Source organism: Pseudonocardia kongjuensis (genome assembly GCF_039526905.1).
Lineage (GTDB): Bacteria > Actinomycetota > Actinomycetes > Mycobacteriales > Pseudonocardiaceae > Pseudonocardia > Pseudonocardia kongjuensis.
In genome coordinates this window covers 34,106-59,497 of sequence record NZ_BAAAJK010000010.1, presented here as the reverse complement: position 1 = coordinate 59,497, position 25,392 = coordinate 34,106, and the positions used below count along the sequence as shown (strand labels likewise).

Sequence of the window (25,392 nt, the reverse complement as noted above, 5' to 3'; positions counted from 1 at the left end):
CCCCGGACCCGGACACCCGGTCACGCGGGGACGGCGTAGACCACGATGTTCGAGTCGTAGCCGCCGGCCACCGGATCGAACGTGCCGCCACAGGTGATCAGGACGAGCTGCGGGGCGCCGTCGCGGCGGAACACGTCGCGGGGCAGGTCGTACTTGCCGTACTCCCGGCGGGCGACGACCCGGAACGTCGCGGACCGGCCGTCCGGGCCGCGGACGACGACCGGCTCGCCGTCGGCGAGCTCGGGCAGCACCGCCAGCACGCCGACGCCCTGGGTGCGCGAGTCGACGTGTCCGGCGAGGACCGCGCTGCCGGCCGCGCCGCCGGGCAGGACGCCCGGCGCCCACCAGCCGACGTGCCGGACCTGTTCGGGGACGACCATCCCGCCGTCCGGCCCGGTGCCGACCGGTTCGACGGGGGCGGTGATCCCGCGATCCGGGAGCTCCAGGGTCGCCGGCAGCACCGGTCGGGACGTGGCCGACGCGGGAAGCGGGTGCACCGCCGAGACCAGCCACGGCGGCGGCGCCGGGGATGCGGGCGGCGGGGGCGGCGGGGCGAACACCGGCAGGGCCGCGGCGGCCGGGACCGGCCGCAGCGGCGCCGCCGCACCGGCGGGCACCTCGCCGAGTGCCTCGGCGGTGATCCGCGGGCCGTCACCGCCCGCGGCGAGCCCGGCGCCGGTGCCCAGCAGCGCGGTGCCCAGGAGCAGCAGGACCGCCGCCCCCCGGGCACCCTCGCGCGGGCGCCGGCGCCGCGGGCTCACGCGCGCGAGCGGCGCAGCCGGACCGCGCCGGCGACCAGCAGTGCGAGCCCGGCGCCGCCGAGCGCCACCGGCAGCGCGACGTCGGACGGCGACGCGGCCTGGCCACCGGTGCCCGCGTCGACCGCGGGAGCGCCGGCGGAACCGGAGCCGTCACCGGCCTGCCCACCGGCGTCCGGTCCGGCGGCCTGGCCGTCCCCGCCGGAGCCGCCGTCGGCGCCACCGGAACCGTCAGTGCCACCGGAACCGTCAGTGCCACCCGAACCGTCAGCGCCCGCGCCGTCGCCGCCGGGGGTCGCCGCGCCCGCGGCCGCCGCGGCCTCGTCCAGCTGCGTCTTCAGCTCACCCAGGTTGGTCAGCTGGGCGCGGGCCTGGTCGATCTGCTCCTGCGGCAGGCCGGGCACGTTCAGCAACCCCTGCGCCTGCTCGTTCAGCTGCCCGACCTGCTCCTGCGCGGCCTGCAGCCAGCCCTGGTCGAACTGCTCGCCGGTCCGGGCCGCCAGGTCGTCCACCTGGGCCTGGATCTCGGGCGAGACCTGGTCCGGGAGCGAGACGCCGATGCCGGACGCGAGCCCGCGCAGCCGCTCGGTGAGCTGCTGGCCCTCCTGCTGGACCTGCGGCGCGAGGTTCTGCACCTGCTCGCCGACGCCCTGCTCCAGACCGATGCCGCCGAGCGCGGCGAGCCCGAGTGCCTTCTGGTGCGCGTCGCCGAACGCCTGCCGCGGGTCCCCGATGCCGGGCACCTCCGGCAGGTCGGTCGGGATCGACGGGGTCTCGCCGCCACAGGCGGTGAGTCCGACGAGCGCGAACGCGGCGACGGACGCCCCGACGGTGCGGCCGATGCGGTTCTGGTTCATGGTCTTCCCCCGAGAGTAGCGATCCACATGCGGTGGGCTACCAGCGTTGCTCCGAACGTTGCAACACGAATCACACCCTCTCGCAAGGGGGCTCGGTGAGTGGCTACTTCTTCCGGACCAGTGGTGCCGGGGACGACGGCGGCGGCACCATCGGGCCGATGTCGCCGTCCGGGGCCTCGTCGAGGTCGAACAGCACCGGCGCGTGGTCGCTGGGCAGCTTGCCCTTACGGGCCTTGCGGTCCACCCAGGCCGCCGCGCGGCGGGCCGCCGGACCGTCGCCGGCCAGCACCAGGTCGATCCGCATGCCCTGGTCCTGGTGGAACCGGCCGGCCCGGTAGTCCCAGTAGCTGAAGACGCGCTCGGCGGGCCAGCGGTCCCGCACCACGTCGTGCAGCCCGGTGGCGGTCAGCGCGGCCAGCGCGGCCCGCTCGTCCGGGGTGACGTGGGTGGCGCCGTCGAACGCCGGGCGGTCCCACACGTCGTCGTCGGTGGGGGCGATGTTCATGTCCCCGGCGACCACCGTCGTCGCCGGATCGCCGGCCGCGACCAGCGCCCGCAGCGCGTCCAGCCAGCGCAGCTTGTAGGCGTAGTGCGGGTCGTCCGGGGTGCGCCCGTTCGGGACGTACACCGAGGTCACCCGCAGCCCGCCGCAGGTCGCGGTGACGGCCCGGGCGTCCGGCCCGGTGCGCCCGCCCTCGGCGAATACCGGCTCGTCGGGCAGGCCGCGCACGACGTCGTCGAGCCCGGCCCGGGACAGCACCGCCACCCCGTTCCACCGGCCCTCGCCGTGGTGGGCGACGGCGTAGCCGCGGGCGGCGAGCTCGTCGTCGAAGGTGGCGGCGAAGTCGTCGTCGGACAGCTTGGTCTCCTGCAGGCAGACGACGTCCGGCTGCCGCTCGTCCAGCCAGGGCAGCAGGCGGGGCAGCCGGGACTTCGCCGAGTTCACGTTCCAGGTGGCGAGGCGCACCCCGCGACCCTACGAGAGGAACGCGGTGACCGACCGGCGGAGGCCCGCGGCGTCCAGCCCGTGCGCGGCGTCGTGCTCGGCCGGGGTGCCGTAGCGGCGCAGCTCGGCGGGCCCGACGCCGAGCCCGAGCACCCGGTGCCGGATCCCGGCCAGCGCGCCGGACACCTGCCGGACCGAGGTGCCGGCCAGGTAGGGCTCGACGAGCACGACGTCCGGCTCGGACAGGGTCGCGACCAGCGGGCCGGCGTCGAACGGGCGGACGGTCGCCGCGTACAGCACCGTGACGTCGAGATCGGCGACGGCGGCCAGGGTCCGGTCGGCGAGCGGCCCGACCGCGACCACCGTGCCCCGGCTCCCCCGGCGCAGCACCGACGGGCCCGGACCGGTGCCCAGCGGGCGCGCGTTCGACGTGCCGGAGAGCCGGACGTAGACCCGGTCGTCGCCGGGCAGTGCGGCCCGGATCAGCGTCTCGGCCTCGTCGGCGTGCCCGGGGACGTGCACCGTCCAGCCGTCCAGGGTGTCGAGCAGCGGCACGTCCCGGGACCCGAAGTGGGTCTCGCCGGCGCCCGCCATGTCGTAGGACGCGCCGGCCGAGACCAGCAGCGCGCCGACCCCCTGGTGCCCGAGGTCCAGCTTGAGCTGCTCGTAGGGGCGCTCGACGAGGAACGGCGCGAAGGTGTGCACGATCGGCCGCATCCCGGTCAGGGCGAGCCCGCCGGCGGCCGAGACGAGCAGCTGCTCGCGGATCCCGAGGTTCACCATCCGGTCCGCGACCGACGGCGGCAGGTCGACGTATCCGGCGCCGATGTCGGCGAGCAGGGCGACCGCCCGCGGATCGGCGGCGAGCAGCTCGGGCAGCAGGTGGTAGAAGCGTTCCCGCTGGTCGGCGGACCGCTGCGGGCCGGTAAGCAGAGCAAAGGACGGAACAGGGACAGGTACAGGGGCGGGCACAGCGGCGGGGGCAGGGGTGGGCGCAGGGGTGGGCGCGGGGGTGGGCACAGCGGCGGCCATCAGCGGGCCTCCTTCGGTTCGACGTGGGCGACGACGGCCAGCGGCCGGCCGGCGTGCGGGACGGTGAGGGCGCGGTGCAGCGCGTCGTGGTCGCGGCCGTCGACGTCGACGGTCGCCCAGCCCTCGACGGCGAACCGGGCGGCGATCCCGCCCGGCCAGCCGTGGGTCGCCGACGAGTTGTCGACGACGACCGTGGTCAGCCCGTCCAGACCGGCCCGGCCGGCGTACTGGACGGCCTCGGCGTTCGAGCCCTCGTCGAGCTCGGCGTCGCCGACCAGCACGACGGTGCGCGCGGCGCGGCCGGACAGCCGCAGCCCGAGCGCCGTCCCGACGGCCAGGCCGAGGCCGTGCCCGAGCGAGCCGGAGGAGATCTCGACCCCCGGCACCAGGGTGCGGTCGGGATGGTGCCCGAGCGGGGAGCCGAACCGGGCGAAGCCGGACAGCTCGTCCGGGTCCAGGAAGCCCTGCGCGGCGAGGACGGCGTACAGCGCCATCGGTCCGTGCCCCTTCGACAGCAGGAACCGGTCGCGGCCCGGGTCGTCGGCGCGGCCGGGCCCGACGCGCAGCACCCGGTCGTACAGCACCCACAGCACGTCGAGGGTGGACAGGGCGGCGGGATCGTGTTTCTCGTCGCCGGTCATCCGGGCCAGCAGCCCGGGCAGGTCGTCGTAGCGGAACGCGGTGGGAGTGGTCGGTGGAGGGCTCATGCCGACCACCGTGCTATCTGAAGTTCAGTTCAGGTCAAGCTTTCCCGGTCAGTCGTCCGGGAGCGTCGCCTTGCGCACGTAGAGCAGCTGGTCGCCGCGTTCCAGGGCGTCGACGGCGGGCGCGTCGACCCGGTAGAGCTGCTCGCCGCGCACCACGCCCAGCACGATGTCGGGCAGGTGCCGCGGCGAGCCGCCGACCTCGGCCGGCTCCACCTGCCGCTGGGTGATGGCGAACCCGGCGTCCGGGGTCAGCAGGTCCTCCACCACCTCGACGACGGCCGGGGACCGGGTCGCGACGCCCAGCAGCCGGCCCGCCGTCTCGTCCGACACGATCACCGAGCTGGCCCCGGACTGGCGCAGCAGGTGCACGTTCTCCGCCTCCCGGACGGCCGCCACGATCGAGATCGACCGGGACAGTTCGCGGGCGGTCAGCGTGACCAGCACCGCGGTGTCGTCCCGGTCCAGCGCGACCACCAGCGTCGTCGCCAGCTGCACCCCGGCGATCCGCAGCACCGCCGACCGGGTCGCGTTGCCCGACACGGTCACCAGGCCCAGCCCGGACGCGACGTCGAGCCGGGCCCGGTCGGTGTCCACCACCACGATCTTCTCCGGCTCGACGCCGTCGCCCAGCAGCGTCTCGACCGCGGCCCGGCCCTTCGTTCCATAGCCGACGACGACGGTGTGGTCGCGCACGCGGGACCTCCAGCGCTGGATCCGGAAGGACTGCCGGGACCGCTCGGTGAGCAGCTCGACGGTCGTCCCGACGAGGACGATCAGGAACAGCACCCGCAGCGGGGTGATCACCGCGATGTTCACGGCGCGGGCGCTCGGGGTGACCGGGACGATGTCGCCGTAGCCGGTCGTCGACAGCGACACCGTGGCGTAGTACAGCGCGTCCATCAGCGAGATGTCACCGGCGCCGTTGTTGTCGAGGTACCCGTCCCGCCCGAAGTACACGATCAGTGTCGTCGCACCGAGCGCGAACAGCGCGATCAGCAGCCGGGTGACCAGCGAGCGGACCGGGCCCGACCGGGCGTCCGGCATCCGCAGCGCACCCTCGACCTGCGGATCGAGGGTGGCGAGGCGGGATGAGCCGATCACGTGGCGCAGGCTAGCGCCCGGGGGCGGTGACGGGCGCCGCGCGGGGGCGCGCCGCACCCTATTCTGACCGGGTGCCGGCCGAGGGGGACTCCGAACGCGGCGGACGCGCGTCCGGCGGCCGCACCGGTCTGCGGCCCCGGTTCGCCGACCGGTTCCGCACCGCGCCGCCCCGCGAGACCGCGCAGCCGGACCTCACCGAGGTGCTGGAGACCGGCGTCACCGTGGCCACCGGGCTGCGTGCGCCGGCCGGTTCCCCGGCCGCCGTCGACGCGCTGCGCCGGCTCGCCGGGCTCTGCGGTGCCGACGCCGCCGGGCTGCTGGTGCCCGGCCGCGGCGAGTCCTGGTGGGGCCCGGGCCGCGACGACGGTCTCGCGCTCGGCCTGCGGGCGCGCACCGGCGGCCGGCGACTCGCCGAGGGCGACCTGCTCGCGCTGCCGGTGCCGGTCGACCCGGACTCGGCCGCCCTGGACCCGGTGCTGGTGCTCGGTGGCGCCGTCGGGCTGCCGGCCGCCCGGCGCGCGGCCGGCTTCGTCGCCGACGCCCTGGAGCGCGCGGCGCTGGAGGCGGGCGCCGCCGACGCCGAGGCGGCCCGGCTGCGGGAGCTGCGCGCGCAGATCTCGCCGCACTTCGTCTACAACGCGCTGACCACGATCGCGTCGTTCGTCCGCTCGGACCCGTCCCGGGCCCGGGACCTGCTGGAGACCTTCGCCGAGTTCATCCGGCACTCGCTCGCCGCACGCGGCGACTACACCCCGCTGGCCGACGAGTTCCGTTCCGTCGAGGCGTACCTGACGCTGGCCCGCGCGGTGCTCGGTGAACGCCTGCGGGTACAGGTACGCGTGGCACCGGAGGTGCTGCCGGTGCCGATCCCGGTACTGGCGCTGCAGCCGCTGGTGGAGAACGCCGTGCAGCACGGCGTCGAGCGGACCCCGGACGGAGGACTGGTGCAGGTCAGCGGCGAGGCGGAGGGCGATGTCTGCGTGATCGCGGTCGAGGACGACGGCCCGGGCATGAACCCGGAGCACGCCCGCGCGGTGCTCGCCGGCACGGCCGAGGGGGCCGGGCTCGCGCTGGTCAACGTCGACCGGCGGCTGCGCGCCGTCTACGGGCCGGAGCACGGCCTGGTGATCGAGACCGCGCCCGGCGCGGGCACCCGGATCGTGCTGCGCGTCCCGCGGTTCCAGCCGGGGGTGGTCGCGTGACCGATCGGCTCCGGGTACTCGCCGTCGACGACGTGGCCCCGGCACTCGACGAGATCTGCGCGCTGCTGGCCGACGCCCCGGACGTCGGGCACGTCGCCCGGGCCGGGGACGCCGTCGAGGCGCTGCGCATGATTCCGGCCGGGTCGTTCGACGCGGTGCTGCTGGACATCACGATGCCCGGGATGGACGGCCTGGAGCTGGGCGGTGTGCTGGCCGCGATGGCGAACCCGCCGGAGATCGTGTTCGTGACGGCGTTCGAGGAGCACGCGGTCGCCGCCTACGGCCTCGGCGCGGTCGACTACCTGCTCAAGCCGGTCGGCGCGGACCGGCTCGCGGACGCGCTGGAACGGGTGCACCGGGCCCGCGCCGGGCGGACCGCGAGCAGCTCGGCGCCCGCCCCGCCGGACGGCGCGGCCGGGCCACCGCTCCCCCGGGTCGACGAGCTGGCCGTGCTCCCGGTCGAACTGGCCGGGCGCACCCGGTACGTGCGCCGGGAGGACGTCCGGTTCGTCGAGGCGCACGGCGACTACGTGCGGCTGCACACCCCCGGCGGCTCGCACCTGGTCCGGATCCCGCTGTCCCGGCTGGAGGAGCACTGGGACGCGCACCGCTTCGTCCGGGTGCACCGCAGCTTCCTGCTCTACCTGCCGGCGGTGCTGGAGCTGCGCAGCGACGCCGGCGGCGGGCTGCTCGCGCACACCGACGCCGGGGACGTGCCGGTCAGCCGCCGGCACGCCCGCGAGCTGCGCGACCAGCTGATGGCGGCGGCCACCTCCGGGGCGCTCGACCCGCACGCCACCGGTGCCGCGGACGACGGCGGCGAGGGCCGGGGACCGCGATGAACCGCCCGCGCCGGGTCGCCGTGACCGCGCCGCCGGAACCCGGCGTGCGGTCCCGCCCGGTGCCGTCCCGGCCGGTGCCGGAGACGCTCCTCGATCCGGCCCGCGCCGAGCTGGCCCGGCGCACCCGCCGCGCCCAGGTGCGGCGGGCCGCGCTGACGCTGGTGTGCGGCGCGCTGCTGCTGCTCGGCGTTCCGGTGCTGCTGCGGGTCGCCCCCGGCCTGTCGGAGTGGCGGGTGGCCGGGCTGCCGCTCGGCTGGATCGTCGTCGCCTGGCTGCCCTATCCGCTGCTGGCGCTGCTCGCGTGGTGGCACCTGCGCGGCGCCGAGCGGGCCGAGCGGGCCGAGCGGGCCGGGCGGGCCGGGCCGGACCAGCCGGACGGGACCGAGCCCGCCGGTGACGCCGTCGCAGGTGACCCCGGCTCCGGCCGCACGATCGCCGACGGCTCGGTCGTGGGCCGGACCGGCACCGGCGGCACGGCACCCGGCGGCACGGCTCGCGGAAGCGCGGCCCGCAGAAGCGCAGCCCCCGGGAGCGCAGCTCCCGGCAGCGCAGACCCCGGCAGCGCAGACCCCGGCAGCGCGGCCCCCGGCAGCGCTGCTCCGGGCGGCGCTGCTCCCGGCGGCACGCTGCCGGACAGCGACCCGGACAGCACCCCCGCGGGCTCCCCCGGCGCCGCGCCCCAGCCCACCGCCGACCACCGGGCCCCCTCCCCGTGACCGTCGCCGCCGTCGTCACGCTGCTGCTCGTCACGGTCCTGATCGGCGCCCGCGGGGTCGCCGCGATGCGGACCACGTCGGACTTCCTGGTCGCCTCCCGGCGCACCTCGCCGATGCTCAACGCGGCCGCCGTGTCCGGCGAGTACCTGTCGGCGGCGTCGTTCCTCGGGGTCGCCGGGCTCGTCATCAAGGAGGGCACCGGCGCGCTCTGGTACCCGGTCGGGTTCACCGCCGGCTACCTGCTGATGCTCGCCCTCGTCGCGGCCCCGATGCGACGGACCGGGGCGCTCACCGTGCCCGGGTTCGCCGAGGCCCGGCTGGGCTCGCGGTCGCTGCGCCGGTTCTGCGCGGTCGTCGTCGTGGTGATCGGGGTGCTGTACCTCGTCCCGCAGATCGTCGCCGCGGGCCAGCTGCTCACGCTGGTGTCCGGCGTCGACTACTGGGTGGGCGTCGTGGTGTCCGGGCTGGCCGTGGGCGTCACGCTCGCGCTGGGCGGGATGCGGGCCGCCACCTACGTGCAGGCGTTCCAGTTCGCGCTGAAGCTGCTGCTGTTCGCCGGTCCGGCGATCTGGCTGCTGCTGCTCGCCGGACCGCAGCTGCGCGCCGACATGGCCGCGCCGCCCGAGTTCACCCACTTCACCCAGCAGACGCCGGTCGACTTCCGGCTGGACACCGATCTCGTCGTCACCGAACCGACGACGGTCACCGTGGACGGCGTGCCCACCCCGCTCGCCCCCGGGCCGCACGAGGCGCTCGCCGACCAGGTCTGGACCTTCCCGGCCGGCGCGGCGGTGCCCGAGCTCGGCGGCGACCGGGCGTCACTGCCGGTGCCCGGCGGGGAGGACTGGGCGCTGCCGCTGCTCGGCACCGGGGACGCGGCGCCGCTGCTCGCGACCTGGTCGGTGCTGGTCGCCACCGCGCTCGGGACGATGGGGCTGCCGCACATCATCGTCCGCTTCCACACCAGCCCGGACGGCCGCGGTGCCCGCCGCACGGCCGCCATCACGGTCGCCATGCTGGGCGCGTTCTACCTGTTCCCGATCGTCTACGGCCTGCTCGGGACGGTCCTCACCCCGGAGCTGTACCTCTCCCAGGGCACCGACACCGCGATCGTCACGCTGCCCGGCCGGGTCACCGACGGCGGCACCGCCGCGGTGCTCACCGCACTGCTCACCGCCGGCGCGTTCGCCGCCTTCCTGGCCACCTCGCTGGGGCTGCTGCTCGCCCTGTCCGGCGCGCTCGCCCACGACCTCATGCCGTCCGGGCTGCGCCGGCTGCGGCTGACCGCCCTGGCCGCTTCGGCAGCTGTCGTCCCGGCCGCGCTGCTGATGGTCCGGATCGACGTCAGCGCCGCCGTGACCTCGGCCTTCACCGTCGCCGCGTCCACCTTCTGCCCGCTGCTCGTGCTCGGGCTGTGGTGGAAGGGGTTGACGGCGCGCGGGGCGTACGCCGGAATGGTCACCGGGCTGGCGTCGTCGGTGGGCGCGATGGCGCTCGGCGCCCTGCTCGGCCTGGACGGCACGGTGGGCATGCTGCTCGCCCAGCCCGCGCTGCTCTCGGTACCGCTCGCGTTCGTCGTCATGATCACGATTTCATGGACGAACGCTGTCCCCGCGTGGGCGGAGGATACGATGTTGCGGCTCCATCTGGCCGATCGCGAGTAGGCCGACCGCACAACCTCCCCATCACTGTCAAGACCGCTGGTCGAGTTCTCCCGCGCCCGATCGTCCGGTCGTCGGCCGTTTGCATCACGGTCCGGGTGAGAGCGACATCCGGGGTTCCGCCCCCGCCCGCAAAGCCCTTTCCTAGTGCGCAGTCCGTGGCCGCGCGCGGATTTATGCAAGGAGGCATACGTGAGTACGACCGAGTCCGACGAGCAGTCCGGCGGGACACCACCGCCGACTCCCGACTGGGCGGCCGTGCAGGCCAGCCCCGACTTCCAGGAGCTGCGCAAGCGGCTCCGAGGCTTCGTCTTCCCGGTCACCGCCGGGTTCCTGGCCTGGTACCTGCTGTACGTCCTGCTGGCCAGCTTCGCGCCCGACTTCATGGCGATTCCGGTGGCCGGAAACATCAACCTGGGCCTGATCCTCGGCCTGCTGCAGTTCGTGTCGACGTTCGCGATCACCGTGGTCTACATCCGCTTCGCGGACCGCAAGCTCGACCCGCTGTCGTCGAAGATCCGTGACGAGATCGAGGGGGCGAAGTGAGCGGCGTGAACGCGGTACTGGCACAGGACGCGGGGGCCGCGGCCAGCCCGATCCTCAACATCTCCATCTTCCTCGTCTTCGTGGTGGGGACGCTGGCGATCGTCTTCTACGTCAACAGCCGGCACGCCAAGAAGACGGCGGCCGACTTCTACACCGCCGGTGGCGGGTTCTCCGGAACCCAGAACGGCTTCGCGATCGCGGGTGACTACCTGTCCGCGGCGTCGTTCCTCGGCATCGCGGGCGCGATCGCCATCAACGGTTACGACGGGTTCCTCTACTCGGTCGGCTTCCTGGTCGCCTGGCTGGTGGCGCTGCTGCTGGTCGCCGAGCTGCTGCGCAACACCGGCCGGTTCACGATGGGTGACGTGCTGGCGTTCCGGATGCGTCAGCGCCCGGTACGCGCGGCCGCCGCCACCTCGACGCTGGCCGTGTCGTTCTTCTACCTGCTGGCGCAGATGGCCGGTGCCGGTGCGCTGGTCTCGCTGCTGCTCGGCGTGTCCGGTGCGTTCGCGCAGGGCGCGGTGATCGCCGTCGTCGGTGTCGTGATGATCGCCTACGTGCTCATCGGCGGCATGCGCGGCACCACCTGGGTCCAGATGATCAAGGCCGTGCTGCTGATCGCAGGCACCCTGGTGATGACGATCTGGGCGCTGGCCCTGTTCGGCTTCAACTTCTCCGCCCTGCTCGGCGCGGCCGTCGAGGCCAACCCCGAGGACGGCGCCGGCCTGCTCTCGCCGGGCCTGCAGTACGGCGCGACCACCCTGTCGAAGATCGACTTCATCTCGCTCGGCCTCGCCCTGGTGCTCGGCACCGCGGGTCTGCCGCACGTGCTGATGCGCTTCTACACGGTGCCGACGGCCAAGGAGGCCCGCAAGTCGGTCGAGTGGGCGATCTGGCTGATCGGCCTGTTCTACCTGTTCACCCTGGTCATCGGCTACGCCGCCGGTGCGCTGGTGGGCCCGCAGACGATCCTCGAGGCACCGGGCCGGGTCAACTCCGCCGCCCCGCTGCTGGCGTTCGAGCTCGGTGGCCCGATCCTGCTGGGCGTGATCGCGGCCGTCGCCTTCGCGACGATCCTCGCGGTCGTCGCCGGGCTGACGATCACCGCGTCGGCGTCGTTCGCGCACGACGTGTACATCAACGTCATCAAGCGCGGCAACGTCGAGGACACCGAGGCCACCCAGGTCAAGGTGGCCCGCCGGACCGCGATGGTGATCGGTGTCGTCGCGATCCTGGGCGGCATCCTCGCCCGCAACCAGAACGTGGCGTTCCTGGTGGCGCTGGCGTTCGCGGTGGCGGCGTCGGCGAACCTGCCGACGATCCTCTACTCGCTGTTCTGGAAGCGCTTCAACACCACCGGTGCGCTGTTCTCGATCTACGGCGGTCTGTCCGTGACGCTGCTGCTGATCGTGTTCTCGCCGGTGGTCTCCGGACGCGGGCCGGACGCACCGACCCCGTCCATCTTCCCGAACGCGGACTTCATGCTGTTCCCGCTGTCCAACCCGGGCCTGGTGTCGATCCCGGCGTCGTTCCTGCTGGGTGCCATCGGTACCTACGTCGGGCAGAAGCGGCACGACGGCAGCAAGTACGCCGAGATGGAGGTCCGGTCGCTGACCGGTGTCGGCATCGCGAAGGCGAGCGCGCACTAGCGGGACGATCCCCCCGCGCGCAGCACGCGAGCCCGCGTCCCGGCATCCCCGGGGCGCGGGCTCGCCGCCGTTCCCGGCCGGTCCGGCCGGCTCCCGGCCGGTCAGGCCGCGGGCACCCCGGCCACCAGTGCGTGCAGGCGCTCGGCGTCGAGCAGGTCGGCGGGGCGCAGCGTCACCCCGTCCCGGACGTAGTGGAAGGCCGCCCGCACCCGGTCCGCCGGCACGCCCTGCAGCGCCGCCCAGGCCAGCCGGTACGCGGCCAGCTGCACCCCGACCGCGTGCTCCCGGTCCGGCCCGGGCGGGCTGCCGGTCTTCCAGTCGACGACCGTCCAGCCGCCGTCCGGGTCGGCGAACACCGCGTCCATCCGGCCGCGCACCGCGACCCCGGCCAGCACCGTCTCGAAGGCCACCTCGACGTCGACCGGCTTGCGGTCGGCCCACTCGGACGCCTCGAACGCGGCCTGCAGCTCCTCCAGCTCCGCCGCGTCGGCCTCGGAGCCGGCGCTCTCGTCGGCGGCGCCGGGCAGCTCGTCGATGTCGAGCAGCCGCTCCGCGCCGAACCGCTGCTCCAGCCAGGCGTGGAACGCGGTCCCGCGCCGGGCGTACGGGTTGGGCGGCAGCGGGACGGGGCGGCGCAGCCGGACGGCGAGCGCATCCGGGTCGTCGGCCAGCTCGACCAGCCGGCTCACCGAGAGCCGCCCGGGCAGCGCGACCGAGGGCCGGTCGGCGGCCGCGGCGCGCTCGGCGAGCAGCACGTCGACGTCGGCGGCCCAGCCCTCCGGATCGCCCTCGGCGTCGGCGACCGCCGGACCGGGATCCGGCACGGCCTCCTCCGCGGGCGGCAGGTCGAGCAGGGTGAGCTGGTCGGCGGGGGTGCGGCGGGGCCGCCGGGCCCGGCGGGAGCGGGCCCGCAGCGCCTCCCGCACGAGGTCCGCGCCGGACCGGACGTCGTCGCTGCGGTCCCCGAACGGGTCCGGCGGCCACTGCGCGGTCCGCTCCACACCGAGCGCCGGATTGCCGGTGTCGGCCTCCGGCGGCGGCGCCCAGCTCTCCAGCACGCCGACCTCGGACCCGCCGGGCCCCTCCAGGATCTCGGCCACCTCGGTGAGGAACACCGACGGCTCCTTGGGCCGCTCCCCGGCGGCCGGCCAGCGGTGCCCGGAGACGAGCAGGGTGCGCTCGGCGCGGGTCAGCGCGACGTAGAACAGCCGGCGCTCCTCGGCGAGCCGCCGGTCGTCGAGCGCCGCGTCGTGCGCGTCGAGCGCCTGCTCGACCTGCTTGCGGTCGGCGCCCGGCGGGGGCAGCTCGAAGCCGGGCAGGTCGTCGGCGTCGCCGCGCAGCGGGACCGGCAGGTCGGACGGGTCCTTCAGCCAGCTGCCGGACATCTTGCGGCCGGGGAAGACCTGCGCCACCAGGTGCGGGACGGCGACGATCTCCCACTCCAGGCCCTTCGCGGCGTGCACGGTGAGGATCTGCACCCGGTCCGGCGCCACCTCGACCTCGCCGGGGGTGAGCCCCTCCTCGGCCTGCTCGGCGGTGTCGAGGTAGTCGAGCAGCGCGTCCAGCGACGGCACGTCGGCGCCGGCCGCGAAGTCGGCGACCACGTCGGCGAACGCGTCGAGATGGGCCCGGCCGGTCGGCCCCGGCCGCGACGTCGTCTCCACGTCGAGCAGCAGGGTCCGCTCGACGTCGGCGACCAGGTCGGTGAGCGGGGCGGCGGCCCGCGCCCGCAGGTGCGACAGCTCGCGGCCGATCCGGCGGATCCGGTCGAACCCGGCGGGCGAGTAGCGCTCCGGCCCGCCCGGGTCGTCGAGCGCGTCGACCAGGCCGGCCTGCTCGGCCTGGTCGCCGGGCAGCGCCCCGAGGGCCAGCTCGGCCGCGCTGAGCGGACCGGGACGGCCCGGGCGGCCGGGGACGAGCTCGCGGGCGCGCTGCCACAGCGCGGCCAGGTCGGCGATGCCCAGCCGCCAGCGCGGACCGGTGAGCAGCCGGACCGCCGACGGGCCGGCCAGCGGATCGGAGACCACCCGCAGCGCGGAGACCAGGTCCCGCACCTCCGGGGTGGACAGCAGCCCGCCGAGGCCGACGACCTCGACCGGGACCCGCCGGTCGCGCAGCGCGGCGGCGAGCGCGTCCATGTCGGAGCGGCGGCGGACCAGCACCGCCGCGGTCGGCGGGGTGCCGGTGCCCTCCTCCCCGGCCGCGGCGTGCCAGCGCGTGGCCACGCCGTCGGCGACCCAGGCGATCTCGGCGGCGACGTCGGGCAGCAGCGCGGCCCGCACGTCGCCGGGGTCGGCGCGCTCGAGCGGGCGCAGCTCGCCGACCCGGACGGCGCCCGGCGCCCCGCGGAGCGGCTCGGAGACCCGGTTCGCCAGCACCAGCACCTCGGCCGGGTTGCGGAAGCTGGTGAGCAGGCCGTGCACCGGCGCCGGATCGCCGACGGCGGCCGGGAAGTCGGTGCGGAACCGGTTGAGGTTGCCGGCGCTGGCCCCGCGCCAGCCGTAGATCGACTGGCAGGGGTCGCCGACGGCGGTGACCGACCGGTGCCGGTCGGCGACCGGATCCGGGGCGAGCCCGGGCGGCACGCCGAACAGGGCCCGCAGCAGCACCCGCTGGGCGTGCCCGGTGTCCTGGTACTCGTCAAGCAGGACGGCCCGGAACTGGTCGCGCTCGATCCGGCCGACCTCCGGGTCCGCCTCGGCGATCCGCGCGGCGAGCGCCATCTGGTCGGAGAAGTCCATCGCCTGCTCGGCCTGCTTGCGGCGGGCGAACTCCTCGACCAGCGGCAGCAGCTCGCAGCGCATCCGCTGACCGGCGATCCGTGCCTTGTACCCGGCGGACGGCTCGGCGCGCTGCCGCTTGCCGGGCGGGGCGTGCTCCAGCACCGGCAGGATCCGCCGGGCGAGCCGCTCCACCTCGGCCGGCTCGACGAGGTGCTCGCCGAGCTCGCCGGCCAGCGCGAGCAGGTAGCCGGTGACGGTCGCCGGGACCCGGTCGATCTCCAGGTCGGCCGCCCAGGTGGAGACGACCCGGTGCGCGAGCTGCCAGGTCGCGGTCGGGCCGAGCAGCCGGTTCGCCGGTTCGGCCGGCAGCCGCAGGGCGTGCTCGCCGACCAGCCGCCCGGCGTAGGCGTGGTAGGTGGAGACGGTCGGCTCGCCGGCCAGCAGCGCGGCCCGCCGGGAGCCACCCGGATCCAGGTCGTCGAGCAGGCGGGAGCCGGCGAGCCGGCGCAGCCGGGACCGGACCCGGGTGCCCAGCTGCTGCGCCGCCTTGCGGGTGAAGGTGAGCCCCAGCACCTGCTCGGGCAGCACCCGGCCGGTGGCGACCAGCCACACCACCCGGGCCGCCATCGTCTCGGTCTTCCCGGCGCCCGCGCCGGCCACCACCAGCGCCGGCCCGGCCGGGGCGGCGATCACCGCGGCCTGCTCCTCGGTCGGCGGGTGCAGACCGAGCGCGGCGGCCAGCTCGGCCGGTGACGGATCCATACCGGTGTTCTACCCGCCACCCCCGACGGTTCCGCGGGGAGTCCGGCGGGCGGCCCGGATCAGCCGGCCGGCGTCCCGACGGTGGCGGGCGCGCCGTGCCGCTGCAGCACCTCCGGGACGGCGACGGTGCCGTTCGCGTCCTGGAAGTTCTCCATGATCGCCAGCATCGCCCGGGCGGTCGCCCCGGTGCCGTTGAGGGTGTGCAGCGTCTCGGTCGGCGCACCGGGCTCGCGGCGGAACCGGACGTTCAGCCGTCGTGCCTGGTAGTCGGTGGTGTTCGAGCAGGACGTGATCTCCCGGTAGCGCTGCTGCACCGGGAACCACGCCTCGATGTCGTACTTCTTGGCGGCCGGGTTGCCGAGGTCGCCGACCGAGATGTTCTGCACCCGGTAGGGCAGGCCCAGCTCCTGCACGATCGACTCCTCGTGCGCGAGGAGCTGCTCGTGGACGTCCTGGGACTGCTCGGGCAGGCAGTAGACGTACATCTCGACCTTGTCGAACTGGTGCACCCGGAACATGCCCTTGGTGTCCTTGCCCGCGGCGCCCGCCTCGCGCCGGAAGTTCGTCGAGAACGCGACGTAGCGGGCCGGCAGCTCGTCGAGATCGACGATCTCGTCCATGTGGATGCCGGCCAGCGCCACCTCGGAGGTGCCGGTCAGGTAGAGGTCGTCGCGCTCCAGCCGGTAGAGGTTCGACTCCTCGGTGGGCAGGAACCCGGTGCCGTACATCGCCCGCTCGTTCGCCAGCACCGGGCCGAGCACCGGCACGAAGCCCTCGCCGACGATCTTGTCCATGACGTACCGGAACAGCGCCATCTCCAGCCGGGCGACGTCACCGAACCGGTAGGCGAAGCGGGAGCCGGACAGCCGGGCGCCGCGGGCCATGTCGACCCGGCCGGTCGTCGAGGCCAGGTCGAGGTGGTCGCGCGGCTCGAAGTCGAACGACGGCGGCTCGCCCCAGGTGCGGACGGTGACCGCGTCCTCCTCGGCCATCCCGTCGGCGGCCGTCGGGTCCGGCAGGTTCGGGATCCGGGCGAGCAGCGCGGAGCGCTCCGCGTCGGCCGCGGCGAGGTCCTCCTCGGCGCCGCGCAGCTCCTCCTTCTCCTTCTTGAACTGCTCGACCTGCTCCGGGGTCGGCTTCCCCTTCGGCCGCTGCTTCTGGGCGGCACGCAGGCCGCCGACGTGGTCGGTCAGCTCCCGCCAGCGGACGTCGACCGCGATGAGGGCGTCGAAGTCCGCGGACGCACCGCGACGGGACAGTGCCGCGCGGAACCGGTCCGGGTCCTGTCGGGCCGCCTTCAGGTCGATCACTGCACGTCCAGCCTCTCGAGTGGGGAGTCGCCATCGTAGAGCGGGGAATGATCGGGCCCGCGCGGTGGTAGACCTGGGACATGACAGTCTCCCCCGGCCGGTACGGCGTATGGCGGCACGCGACGGGTCTCTCACCGCAGCTCGCCCGCGAGATCGAGTCCCTCGGGTTCGGCGCGGTCTGGATCGGCGGCTCCCCACCCGGGGACCTGAAGCTCGCCGAGGACCTGCTCGACGCCACCACCTCGCTGGTGGTCGCGACCGGGATCGTCAACATGTGGACGACGCCGGCGGACGAGGTCGCGCCGTCCTACCACCGGATCGCCGAGCGGCATCCGGACCGGTTCCTGCTCGGCGTCGGGATCGGGCACCCGGAGGCGACCGGCGACTACAGCCGCCCGTACGCGACGATCGTCGAGTACCTGGACCGGCTGGACGCGCTGGACGTCCCGGTCGCGGGCCGCGCGCTCGCCGCGCTCGGCCCGAAGGTGCTCGACGTGTCCCGGGACCGGACCGCGGGCGCCCACCCCTATCTGACGACGCCCGAGCACACCCGGTCCGCACGCGAGCAGCTCGGCGACGGGGTGCTGCTGGCACCGGAGCACAAGGTCGTCCTCGACGACGACCCGGAGTCCGCCCGCGCGCTCGGCAGGCCCGTCGTCCAGCGGCCCTACCTCGGACTGCGCAACTACCGGGCCAACCTGCTGCGGCTCGGCTGGGCCGAGTCCGATCTCGACGACGGCGGCACCGACGCGCTGATCGACGCGCTGGTCGCGCACGGCACCCCCGAGCAGGTCGCGGCCCGGCTGGACGAGCACCTCGCCGCCGGGGCCGATCACGTGTGCGCGCAGGTGCTCACCCGCGGGATGCGCGACCCGGAGCCGGACCTGGGCCGGCTCGCGTCGGCGCTCGGGATCGGCTGAGCCGGGCCCGCGGGCCGGGACCGCGGGCCGGGTCACCGTCCTCGGGCGTCCCGGTGCGTCCGGCCGGGCCGCTACTGTCGATCCGGTGCGTGACACCGCGGGCAGGACCACCTCCCTGCTCGGTCCCCTGCACCGCGCCGCGCCGCCGGTCACCGCCGCGGCGGCGATCGTGTTCCTCGTCCTGACCTGGCGATACGCCGGTGACGCGGTCGCCGGCCGGGTCGACGAGGGTGCCTGGTCCGCGGTCGACGCCCTGCCCCGGGCCGGGCTCGCGCGGGCGATCGGCCTGGGTTCGCCGGGCTTCGTGGTGGTCGCGGCGGCATCGCTGGCCGGGCTCGCACTGCTGCTGCGCAGGCCCCGGGTGGCGGTGCTCGCGGTCGTCGGGCCGGGACTGACCGGTGTCGCGACGACCGCCCTGAAACCGCTGATCGGCCGGACCATCGACGGCGACGGCTTCGCGTTCCCCAGCGGCCACACCGGAGGCGCCGTCTCGATCGGCCTGGTCGCGGCGGTGCTGCTGATCGGTGCGGTGCCCGTGGTCCGGCCGCTGGCTGCGCTGTCCGTGCTCGCCGGGACCGTGCTGCTCGCCGGCGGCGTCGTCGGAGCCGGGATGGTGCGGATCGGCGCGCACTACGCGACCGACACGATCGGTGGCTTCTGCGCAGCGCTCGCGCTCGGGCTCGGTGCCGCGATGGCGATCGACCGGATCGCCGACCGGCGGATCGGCGGCACCGGGCCGGCCCGGTAGCCCGGACCCCGCCTGCCACCCCGGCGGCGGCACGGCTGTGGCGGCACGGCTGTGGCGGCACGGCAGCGGCGGCACGGCAGCGGCGGCGGCAGCTCGGGGCGGGTGCCGGTCAGCCGTCGACGACGGTCCGCCCGGTCTCGACCGCCGGGCAGCTGGTCCGCACCGGGCAGCGGTCGCAGTCCGGCCCCGCCCTGGCCACGAACACCGCGCCCGCCGAGTCGTCGGCGCAGCGCATCAGCACGTCCCGCCAGTGCCCCATCTCCTCGGGCCGGAGCGGGTCCTGCCGGGGCTCCTTCGCCTCCCCGCTCGCCTTCCGGTCGGCGAGGAACAGCAACCGCGCCCCACCCGGTTCGGCGCCGCGGCCGACGACCTCGTCGAACGCGCCGAGCGACGCCGCGAGCTGGTAGACGGCCAGCTGGTGGTGCTCGGCGGTGGCCCGGGCCGAGGTGGCCGTCTTCCCGGTCTTCACGTCGACCACCACCGGACGGCCCCGGTCGTCGCGTTCGAGCCGGTCCACCCGGCCGCGCAGCCGCACCCGGCGCGCGGCCCGCGCCGCTCCCCCGCCCGCGGCCGGTTCCTCGTCGAGCACCGGATCCGCGGCCGGCGGCGGCTCACCCTCGGTCCCGGGGCCCGCCGGCGGCGGCTCGCCCTCGAGATCGAGCTGCATCGACTGCTCGACGGCGACCAGCTCCAGCCCCTCGGCCCGGCTGCGCCGGACCCAGTCGTCGAACGCGGCCAGCATCTCCCGGACCCGGGTCAGCTCGCGCCGGCCGAACCAGGGGGCGCCCGCGTCGAGCCGCCGCCACGCCGACTGCAGGGCCTGCTCCAGCTCGGCCGGGTCGGCCCCGGCCGCCCGGGCCTGCACCAGCGCGTGCACCAGGGAACCGGTGACCGCGGACAGCGCACCGGACTCGTCGCCGCCGTGCCGGGACAGCACCCAGCGCAGCGGGCAGCCGGCGATCGTCTCCACGTCGGACGGCGAGATCGGCACCAGCTCGCCGTCGGCGCGCAGCGGGGCGAGATCGGACAGGTCGGCCAGGCCGTACCAGTCGTCCGGGTGCGCGCCGGGGACGCCGTCCGCGGCGAGCCGGGCGAGCTGGGTCGCCGCCCGGCGCCTGCGGGCCGCGCGGGCCGGGTCGCCGCGGTCCGGCGCGGTCACCGCGCGGCGCAGCTCACCGACCAGCTCGGGCAGCACCAGGGAGCGGCCCGGGCGGTGCACCGGCCGGGCCTCGGCGGCGTCGGCGGGGCGCGGATCGAGCTCGTCGAGGAACCGGGACGGCTGCTCGTCCTCCCCCTGCACCGCGCTGACCAGCAGCATCGAGCGGGCCCGGGTGCAGGCGACGTAGAACAGCCTGCGTTCCTCGGCTAGCAGCGGCGCCGTCCGGGAGACCGCGGCGCCCGGCTCGGCGACCCCGGCGACCAGGTCGACGAGCTGCTCGTGCCCGAGCAGGCTGCCGCGCAGCCGCAGGTCCGGCCACAGGCCCTCCTGCACGCCGGGGACGGCGACGACCGTCCACTCCCGGCCGCGCGCCGCGTGCGCGGTGAGCAGCTCGACGGCGTCGCCGCGCGGCGCCTGCGGGGCCAGCGTCTCCCCGGGCAGCTGCTGGTCGGCCAGGTACTCCAGGAAGCCGCCGACGTCGGCGCCGGGCAGCCGGTCGGTGTAGCGGGCGGCCGCGTCGAACAGCGCCAGCACGGCGTCGAGATCGCGATCGGCGGCGGCGCCACCGGGGCCGCCGCGGGCGCTCGCCTCGCTCCAGCGGCGGGCCAGCCCGGTCCGGCGCCACACCCGCCACAGGGTCTCCTCGACCGGGTCGCCCGCGGCGATGGACCGGGCGGCGGTGTCGAGCAGGCGGCCGACGTCGCGCATCGGCGCCGCCTCCGCCGGGGACAGCATCGCCAGCGGATCGGGGCGGCCCCCGACCGCCTCGCGGAGCATCGCGACCAGCAGCGGGTCGCTGCTCGCGGTGGCCGGGTCGGTCTCGCCGGGCTCGGGATCCTCGTCGTCGGGGAACAGCCGCACGTCGTTGCCCGCGGCGGCGTGCAGCCGCAGCAGCCCGCGCCGCAACCGCCGCATCCGCATCGGGTCGCCGCCGCCGAACGGCGAGGTCAGCAGCGAGATCGCCAGGTCGGCGTCGATCGACGCGGGCCGCACCGCCGCGCGCAGCACCAGCAGCAACGGGACGACGGCGGGCTGGCGGGGCAGCGGCACCTCGTCCGGCGGCGCGACGATCGGGACGCCCGCCGCGGCGAGCGCACGGCGCAGCGCGGGCAGGGTGCGGCGCGCTGACCGGGACAGCACCGCCATCTCCGACCAGGGCACGCCGTCGACCAGGTGTGCGCGGCGGAGCCGGTCGGCGATCCAGCCGGCCTCCGCCGACGGGGAGCCGAAGACCCGCACCTGCACCGCCTCGCCCGCCCCGGCGCCCGCCGGGCCGGGCTCGCCGGGCCGGATCGCGGGCTCACCGGGCCGGGTGGCGGGCGCGCCGGGCCGGGTCGCGGGGTCGCCGGGCGGGGTGGCGGGCACGCCGGGCCGGGTCGCGGACTCACCGGGCCGGGTCGCGGGCTCACCGGGCCGGGTGGCGGGCGCGCCGGGGTCGCCCGGCGTGGCGGCCGGCCCGCGCCGGGTCCTGGTGCGGCCTGCACCCGGCAGCTTCTCGGCCAGCCGGAGCCCGGCGGCCCGTACCTCCGCGGTCTGCCGGTGGTCGGCGGTGAGCAGCTCGGTCGGGGCGGCGATCGCGTCCAGCCCGCGGGCGTCGGCGCCGCGGAAGGTCAGCACCGCCTGGTCCGGGTCGCCGGCGACCAGGGTGGACCCGGCGTCCGCGGCGAGGGTCGCGACGAGCTCCATCTGCTGCGGGTCCAGATCCTGCGCGTCGTCGACCAGCAGGTGCCGGATCCGCTGCCGCTCCTGCTCGCGCAGTCCCGGATCGGCGGCCAGCGCGTCCAGCGCGGCGGCGACCAGCTCGGCGGAGTCCAGCGCGGGGGCGGTGGCCTGCGGGGCGCCCCGGCCCGCGGCGCCGCGGAGCAGGGTGACCTCCTCGTAGGTGCGGAAGAACCGGGCGGCCGCCACCCACTCGTCGCGGCCGTACGCCCGGCCCAGCTCGGCCAGCTCCTGCGGGCCGAGCCCGCGCTCGGCGGCCCGCAGCAGCAGCTCGCGCAGCTCCGCGGCGAACCCGGGCAGCCCCAGCGCCGGATCGAGGCGCTCCGGCCAGCCGGAGCCGGGGACGCTGCCGTTCCAGTTCTCGATCTCCCCGGCGAGCAGCTCGCGGACCACGACATCCTGTTCGGCGGACGCCAGCAGCCGGGGCGGCGGGTCCTCGTGCCGCGCGGCGTGCAGCCGCAGCACGCCGAACGCGTAGGAGTGCACCGTCCGCACCAGCAGCTCCCGGGTGGTGCGGGCGCCGAAGTCACCGGCCGGTCCGCCCGCACCGGCGGTGAGCAGCGCGGTCAGCCGCCCCCGCAGCTCCTCCGCGGCCCGCCGGCTGCCGACCAGCAGCAGCACCGACCCGGGCGGTGCACCCGCGCGGATCCGCCGGACCACCGCGTCCAGCAGCAGGCTGGTCTTCCCGGTGCCGGGCCCGCCGAGCACCCGCAGCGGGCCGCGGTCGTGCTCGAGCACCCGGGCCGCGGCGCCGGACCACTCCCGGACCGGCTCGGCGATCGGCCCGGAGCGCACCAGGCGGGGGGACGCCTGCTCCGCGGTCGCTCGGGTCATGCGCCGATTCGACCACGCCGCACCGACACCGACGACAGGGCCCGCGGGCGGCAGGGCCCGCAGGCGGCCCGGGCGACGCCGGTGGCACCCGGGCCCGGCGACCGGGGAGGATCCCGGTGTGGACGAGCAGACCGTGGAGCGGGTCCGGGACGTCGTCGCGGCGATCCCGGCCGGCCGGACGCTGAGCTACGGCGAGGTCGCCGAGCTGGCCGGGCTGCGCTCGGCCCGGCTGGTCGGCCGGATCCTCGCCGAGGACGGCGCCGACCTGCCCTGGCACCGGGTGCTGCGCTCGGACGGCCGGGCGGCCCCGCACCTCGCCGTCGAGCAGGCGGCCCGGCTGCGCGCCGAGGGCGTGCTCATGGTGGACGGCCGGCTGCCCCGCGAGCACCGCCGCCGCTGAGCGACGTCCCTCTGCCGCCGCCGTTCGAGCGGGCGGCCCCGGTAGGTGAGCAGAGCAAAGGCGCACGTCAGGGGGTATCTCAGGAGAGGAGGGTGCCCTCGACCCAGGTGGCGTCGCGGGCGGGGTCGCGGCCGGGGTGCGGGGCCAGGCCGGCCCGCTCGAACTCCGCCGCCAGGGCCGGGGCCTGGGCCGCCGAGGTCTCGATCAGCACCCGGCCGCCGGGGGCGAGCCAGCGGGTCACCTCCGCGGCCACCCGGCGGGCCGGATCGAGACCGTCGGTGCCGCCGTCCAGCGCGATGCGGGGCTCGTGCTCACGGGCCTCCGGCGGCATCCCGGCGATCCCGGCGGCCGGCACGTAGGGGGTGTTCGCCACCACGACGTCGACCCGGCCGCGCAGCGTCTGCGGCAGCGCGTCGAACAGGTCCCCGGTGTGCACCGTCCCGGCACCGGCGAGATTGTCCGCGGCGCAGGCGGTCGCGACCGGGTCGACGTCGGCGGCGTGCAGCTCGACCGGGACCCGGCGGGCGATGGCCAGCCCGATCGCGCCGCACCCGCAGCACAGGTCGACGACGACGGCGCCGGGCCGGAGCCCGCGGACGGCGGCGTGCACCAGCGCCTCGGACCGGCGGCGCGGGACGAACACGCCGGGCACCACCCGGATCCGCCCGCCGTCGAACAGGACGTGCCCGAGCAGCGGTTCCAGCGGTTCCCCGGCGATCCGGCGCCGGACCAGCCGCTCGAGCTCCGCGCCGGACGCGGCGGCCTCCAGCAGTGCCGCCTCCTCCTCCGCGAACACGCAGCCGGCGGCCCGCAGCCGGGCGGTCAGTGGCGCGCTCATCCGGCCCGGATCAGGCGGCGCGCCCGATCTCGGCGGCGCCGGCCGTGTAGCGGTCGAGCACCGCGCGGACCACGTCGTCGTGCACGCCCAGCGGATCGGCGACGACGTCCGCGCCGGAGCCGAGCAGCCGGTCCTGGAACACCCCGGGCGCCAGCAGCCAGGACGCCACCGCGACCCGCCGCTCCCCCGCCTGCCGCAGGCCCTCGACCAGCGCGGACACCGTCGGCGTCCCGGTCGCGGCGAACCCGACCCGGACCCGCCGCCCGACCAGCCGGGACAGCATCCCGGCCGCCAGCCGGACCTGGGCGACGGCCGCCGGGTCCGACGATCCCGCCGCGGCCAGCACGACGGCGTCGCCGTCGCGGTACCCGGCGGCCCGCAGCCGGTCCAGCGCGGCCGCCGCGAGCAGCGGATCCGGGCCCATCGACGGCGTCGTGCGGAACCGGGCCGGATCGGCCCCGGCGTCGGCGAGCTGGGCGGGCAGGTCGATCCGCACGTGGTACCCGGCGGCCAGGAACGCCGGCACCACCACCGCACCCGGTTCACCGGCGTCGCGCAGCGCGATCACCGCGTCGACCACCTTCGGCCCGCGGACGTCGACGTAGCAGATCTCCACCCGCGGGCCCCGTGCGGCGACGGCGTCGGCCAGCGAGCGGATCACCGCGTCGGCGGCGTCGGACCGCGAACCGTGCGCGACCAGCAGCAGCGGCGGCCCGTTCACCGCTCGACCCCCGGGACGTCCGCGCAGTGCCCGCCGTGCCCGGGCTCGAGCGCCAGCCGGTAGCCGCGGCGGACCACGGTCTGCACCAGACCGGGGACGCCGAGCGCGGCGCGCAGCCGGGCGATCGCGTTCTCCACGGCGTGCTCGTCACCGGCCCCGCCGGGCTGGGCGGCGAGCAGGTCGGCACGCGACACCACCCGGCCCGGCCGGCGGGCGAGCAGCCGCAGCAGCGCCATCGGGGTCGGCGGCAGCGGGCACAGCCGCCCGTCCACCAGGACCGCGTGCCCGCGCAGCTCCAGCAGGTGCCCGGCGACCGGCAGCGTGCGGGCCCGGCCGGGTGCGACCGACTCGCAGGTCCGCACCATCGCGCCGAGCCGGGACCGCTGCGGCTGCGCGGTGGGCACGTCGAGCGCCTCCAGCGGCGCCGCCGTGACCGGGCCGACGCACAGCGCCAGCACCGGGCCGCGCAGTGCGGTCAGCAGCTCCTCGCGCAGGCCGCGTTCCCCGGCCCGGGCCAGGATCCCGGCGGCGGCCGGTGCGCTGGTGAAGGCCAGCACGTCGATCGCGCCGGAGAGGGTGCTGTCGATCAGCCGGTCCAGCGGGCCGATGTCCAGCGGCGGTGCCCACCGGTACACCGGGACGGTCACCACGTCGGCGCCGGCCATCTCCAGGGCGTCGACGACGTCGGGCAGCGGCTCGCCGTGCAGCTGGACGGCGATCCGGCAGCCCTCCACACCGCGTTCGAGCAGGTGCTCCAGGACCTCGGCGGTCGACTCGGACTCCGGCGACCAGGCGTCGACCAGCCCGGACGCCCGGATCGCGCCGCGCGCCTTCGGGCCACGGGCCAGCATCTCGGAGCGGCCGAGCGCGGCGAGCAGGTCCTCGCCGATGCCCCAGCCGTCGGCCGCCTCGATCCAGCCGCGGTAGCCGATCCCGGTGGTCGCCACCGTGATGTCCGGCGGCGCGGCGACCAGCTCCCGGGTGCGGTGCTCCAGCCGGTCGTCGTCGGCGAGCGCGACGATCCGCAGCGCCGGGCCGTGCTGGATGGTCGCCCCGCGCCGTTCCAGCATCGTGGCGAGTTCCTCGGCCCGCCGGGCCGCGGTGATCCCGACGGTGAACCCGGCGAGCGGCGGCACCGGCCCCGCGTCGGGCGCGGGTGCGGTGTCTCGTGCGGCGGATCGGGTCACCGGTCCTCCGTTCCTCCGGCCGGTCGCCAACGGCCGACGTGCGGCGGGGACCCC

At 76.4% G+C, this 25,392-nt stretch carries 21 protein-coding genes; 9 read left to right on the top strand and 12 right to left on the bottom strand.

Annotation, left to right across the window (positions count from 1 at the left end):
• Nucleotides 1-20 precede the first annotated feature (20 nt).
• From ABD160_RS14275 to ABD160_RS14250, 6 genes are all read right to left on the bottom strand, one after another.
• Entirely contained in the window at nt 21-761 is a 741-nt protein-coding gene (locus tag ABD160_RS14275; protein WP_344022452.1) for a class F sortase, read from the bottom strand.
• Nucleotides 758-1,615: a DUF4142 domain-containing protein gene (locus ABD160_RS14270; protein ID WP_344022449.1), complete on the bottom strand. Its 858-nt coding sequence runs from the start codon at nt 1,613-1,615 to the stop codon at nt 758-760. The genes ABD160_RS14275 and ABD160_RS14270 overlap by 4 nt, the downstream gene beginning before the upstream one ends.
• A 103-nt stretch (nt 1,616-1,718) precedes the next feature.
• Nucleotides 1,719-2,582, bottom strand: a complete 864-nt coding sequence (locus tag ABD160_RS14265; RefSeq protein ID WP_344022446.1) for an exodeoxyribonuclease III — start codon at nt 2,580-2,582, stop codon at nt 1,719-1,721.
• A 9-nt stretch (nt 2,583-2,591) separates the two neighbouring features.
• Nucleotides 2,592-3,593, bottom strand: a complete 1,002-nt coding sequence (locus ABD160_RS14260; RefSeq protein ID WP_344022443.1) for a transketolase family protein — start codon at nt 3,591-3,593, stop codon at nt 2,592-2,594.
• Nucleotides 3,593-4,300: a transketolase gene (locus ABD160_RS14255; RefSeq protein ID WP_344022440.1), complete on the bottom strand. Its 708-nt coding sequence runs from the start codon at nt 4,298-4,300 to the stop codon at nt 3,593-3,595. Before ABD160_RS14255 ends, ABD160_RS14260 begins: the two co-directional genes overlap by 1 nt.
• 48 nt (nt 4,301-4,348) lie before the next feature.
• Nucleotides 4,349-5,344 (bottom strand): potassium channel family protein, encoded by a 996-nt coding sequence (locus ABD160_RS14250; RefSeq protein WP_344022808.1) that lies wholly within the window; start codon nt 5,342-5,344, stop codon nt 4,349-4,351.
• 185 nt (nt 5,345-5,529) lie between these two features.
• On the opposite strand from ABD160_RS14250, the gene ABD160_RS14245 reads away from it, so the two are divergent.
• The 6 genes from ABD160_RS14245 (at nt 5,530) to ABD160_RS14220 (ending at nt 12,017) form a co-directional block, all read left to right on the top strand.
• A complete protein-coding gene (locus ABD160_RS14245; RefSeq protein ID WP_425563620.1) occupies nt 5,530-6,603 on the top strand; it encodes a sensor histidine kinase in 1,074 nt (357 codons plus the stop codon).
• The gene (locus tag ABD160_RS14240) at nt 6,600-7,445 is read left to right on the top strand and encodes a LytR/AlgR family response regulator transcription factor (RefSeq protein WP_344022436.1); all 846 of its coding nucleotides are present in this window, start codon (nt 6,600-6,602) and stop codon (nt 7,443-7,445) included. Before ABD160_RS14245 ends, ABD160_RS14240 begins: the two co-directional genes overlap by 4 nt.
• Entirely contained in the window at nt 7,442-8,161 is a 720-nt protein-coding gene (locus ABD160_RS14235) for a hypothetical protein (RefSeq protein ID WP_344022434.1), read from the top strand. The genes ABD160_RS14240 and ABD160_RS14235 overlap by 4 nt, the downstream gene beginning before the upstream one ends.
• Nucleotides 8,158-9,825: a sodium/solute symporter gene (locus ABD160_RS14230; protein WP_344022432.1), complete on the top strand. Its 1,668-nt coding sequence runs from the start codon at nt 8,158-8,160 to the stop codon at nt 9,823-9,825. Before ABD160_RS14235 ends, ABD160_RS14230 begins: the two co-directional genes overlap by 4 nt.
• A gap of 189 nt (nt 9,826-10,014) precedes the next feature.
• Nucleotides 10,015-10,368 carry a DUF485 domain-containing protein gene (locus ABD160_RS14225; RefSeq protein ID WP_344022430.1) on the top strand — a complete coding sequence of 118 codons (354 nt, stop codon included), beginning with the start codon at nt 10,015-10,017 and terminating at the stop codon, nt 10,366-10,368.
• A gap of 5 nt (nt 10,369-10,373) precedes the next feature.
• On the top strand, nt 10,374-12,017 hold the full coding sequence (locus ABD160_RS14220; RefSeq protein WP_344022806.1) for a solute symporter family protein: 1,644 nt from the start codon (nt 10,374-10,376) through the stop codon (nt 12,015-12,017).
• A gap of 101 nt (nt 12,018-12,118) precedes the next feature.
• Here the strand turns inward: ABD160_RS14220 and ABD160_RS14215 are convergent, their stop codons facing one another.
• Nucleotides 12,119-15,502: an ATP-dependent helicase gene (locus tag ABD160_RS14215; RefSeq protein WP_344022428.1), complete on the bottom strand. Its 3,384-nt coding sequence runs from the start codon at nt 15,500-15,502 to the stop codon at nt 12,119-12,121.
• A gap of 59 nt (nt 15,503-15,561) precedes the next feature.
• Complete coding sequence (gene serS, locus ABD160_RS14210) at nt 15,562-16,812, bottom strand: serine--tRNA ligase (protein ID WP_344022426.1); 1,251 nt, start codon at nt 16,810-16,812, stop codon at nt 15,562-15,564.
• A gap of 80 nt (nt 16,813-16,892) precedes the next feature.
• Between serS and ABD160_RS14205 the strand changes: the two genes are divergently transcribed.
• Together ABD160_RS14205 and ABD160_RS14200 are read left to right on the top strand one after the other, a co-directional pair.
• Nucleotides 16,893-17,732, top strand: coding sequence for an LLM class F420-dependent oxidoreductase (locus tag ABD160_RS14205; protein ID WP_344022424.1), 840 nt, complete (start codon nt 16,893-16,895; stop codon nt 17,730-17,732).
• Nucleotides 17,733-17,817: 85 nt separating this feature from the next.
• The gene (locus ABD160_RS14200) at nt 17,818-18,480 is read left to right on the top strand and encodes a phosphatase PAP2 family protein (protein ID WP_344022422.1); all 663 of its coding nucleotides are present in this window, start codon (nt 17,818-17,820) and stop codon (nt 18,478-18,480) included.
• A 109-nt stretch (nt 18,481-18,589) separates the two neighbouring features.
• Here ABD160_RS14200 and ABD160_RS14195 read toward each other — a convergent pair whose 3' ends face one another.
• Complete coding sequence (locus ABD160_RS14195; protein ID WP_344022420.1) at nt 18,590-22,192, bottom strand: ATP-dependent helicase; 3,603 nt, start codon at nt 22,190-22,192, stop codon at nt 18,590-18,592.
• 118 nt (nt 22,193-22,310) lie between these two features.
• Here ABD160_RS14195 and ABD160_RS14190 point away from each other — a divergent pair, with 118 nt between their 5' ends.
• Nucleotides 22,311-22,592, top strand: a complete 282-nt coding sequence (locus ABD160_RS14190; RefSeq protein WP_344022418.1) for an MGMT family protein — start codon at nt 22,311-22,313, stop codon at nt 22,590-22,592.
• Nucleotides 22,593-22,671: 79 nt separating this feature from the next.
• On the opposite strand, the gene ABD160_RS14185 is transcribed toward ABD160_RS14190, so the two are convergent.
• From ABD160_RS14185 to ABD160_RS14175, 3 genes are read right to left on the bottom strand one after another with little or no spacing between them, the layout of a single operon-like run.
• Nucleotides 22,672-23,430, bottom strand: a complete 759-nt coding sequence (locus tag ABD160_RS14185) for a putative protein N(5)-glutamine methyltransferase (RefSeq protein WP_344022416.1) — start codon at nt 23,428-23,430, stop codon at nt 22,672-22,674.
• A gap of 10 nt (nt 23,431-23,440) precedes the next feature.
• The gene (locus ABD160_RS14180; protein WP_344022414.1) at nt 23,441-24,151 is read right to left on the bottom strand and encodes a sirohydrochlorin chelatase; all 711 of its coding nucleotides are present in this window, start codon (nt 24,149-24,151) and stop codon (nt 23,441-23,443) included.
• Nucleotides 24,148-25,338 carry a uroporphyrinogen-III synthase gene (locus ABD160_RS14175; RefSeq protein ID WP_344022412.1) on the bottom strand — a complete coding sequence of 397 codons (1,191 nt, stop codon included), beginning with the start codon at nt 25,336-25,338 and terminating at the stop codon, nt 24,148-24,150. Before ABD160_RS14175 ends, ABD160_RS14180 begins: the two co-directional genes overlap by 4 nt.
• Nucleotides 25,339-25,392: the final 54 nt, after the last annotated feature.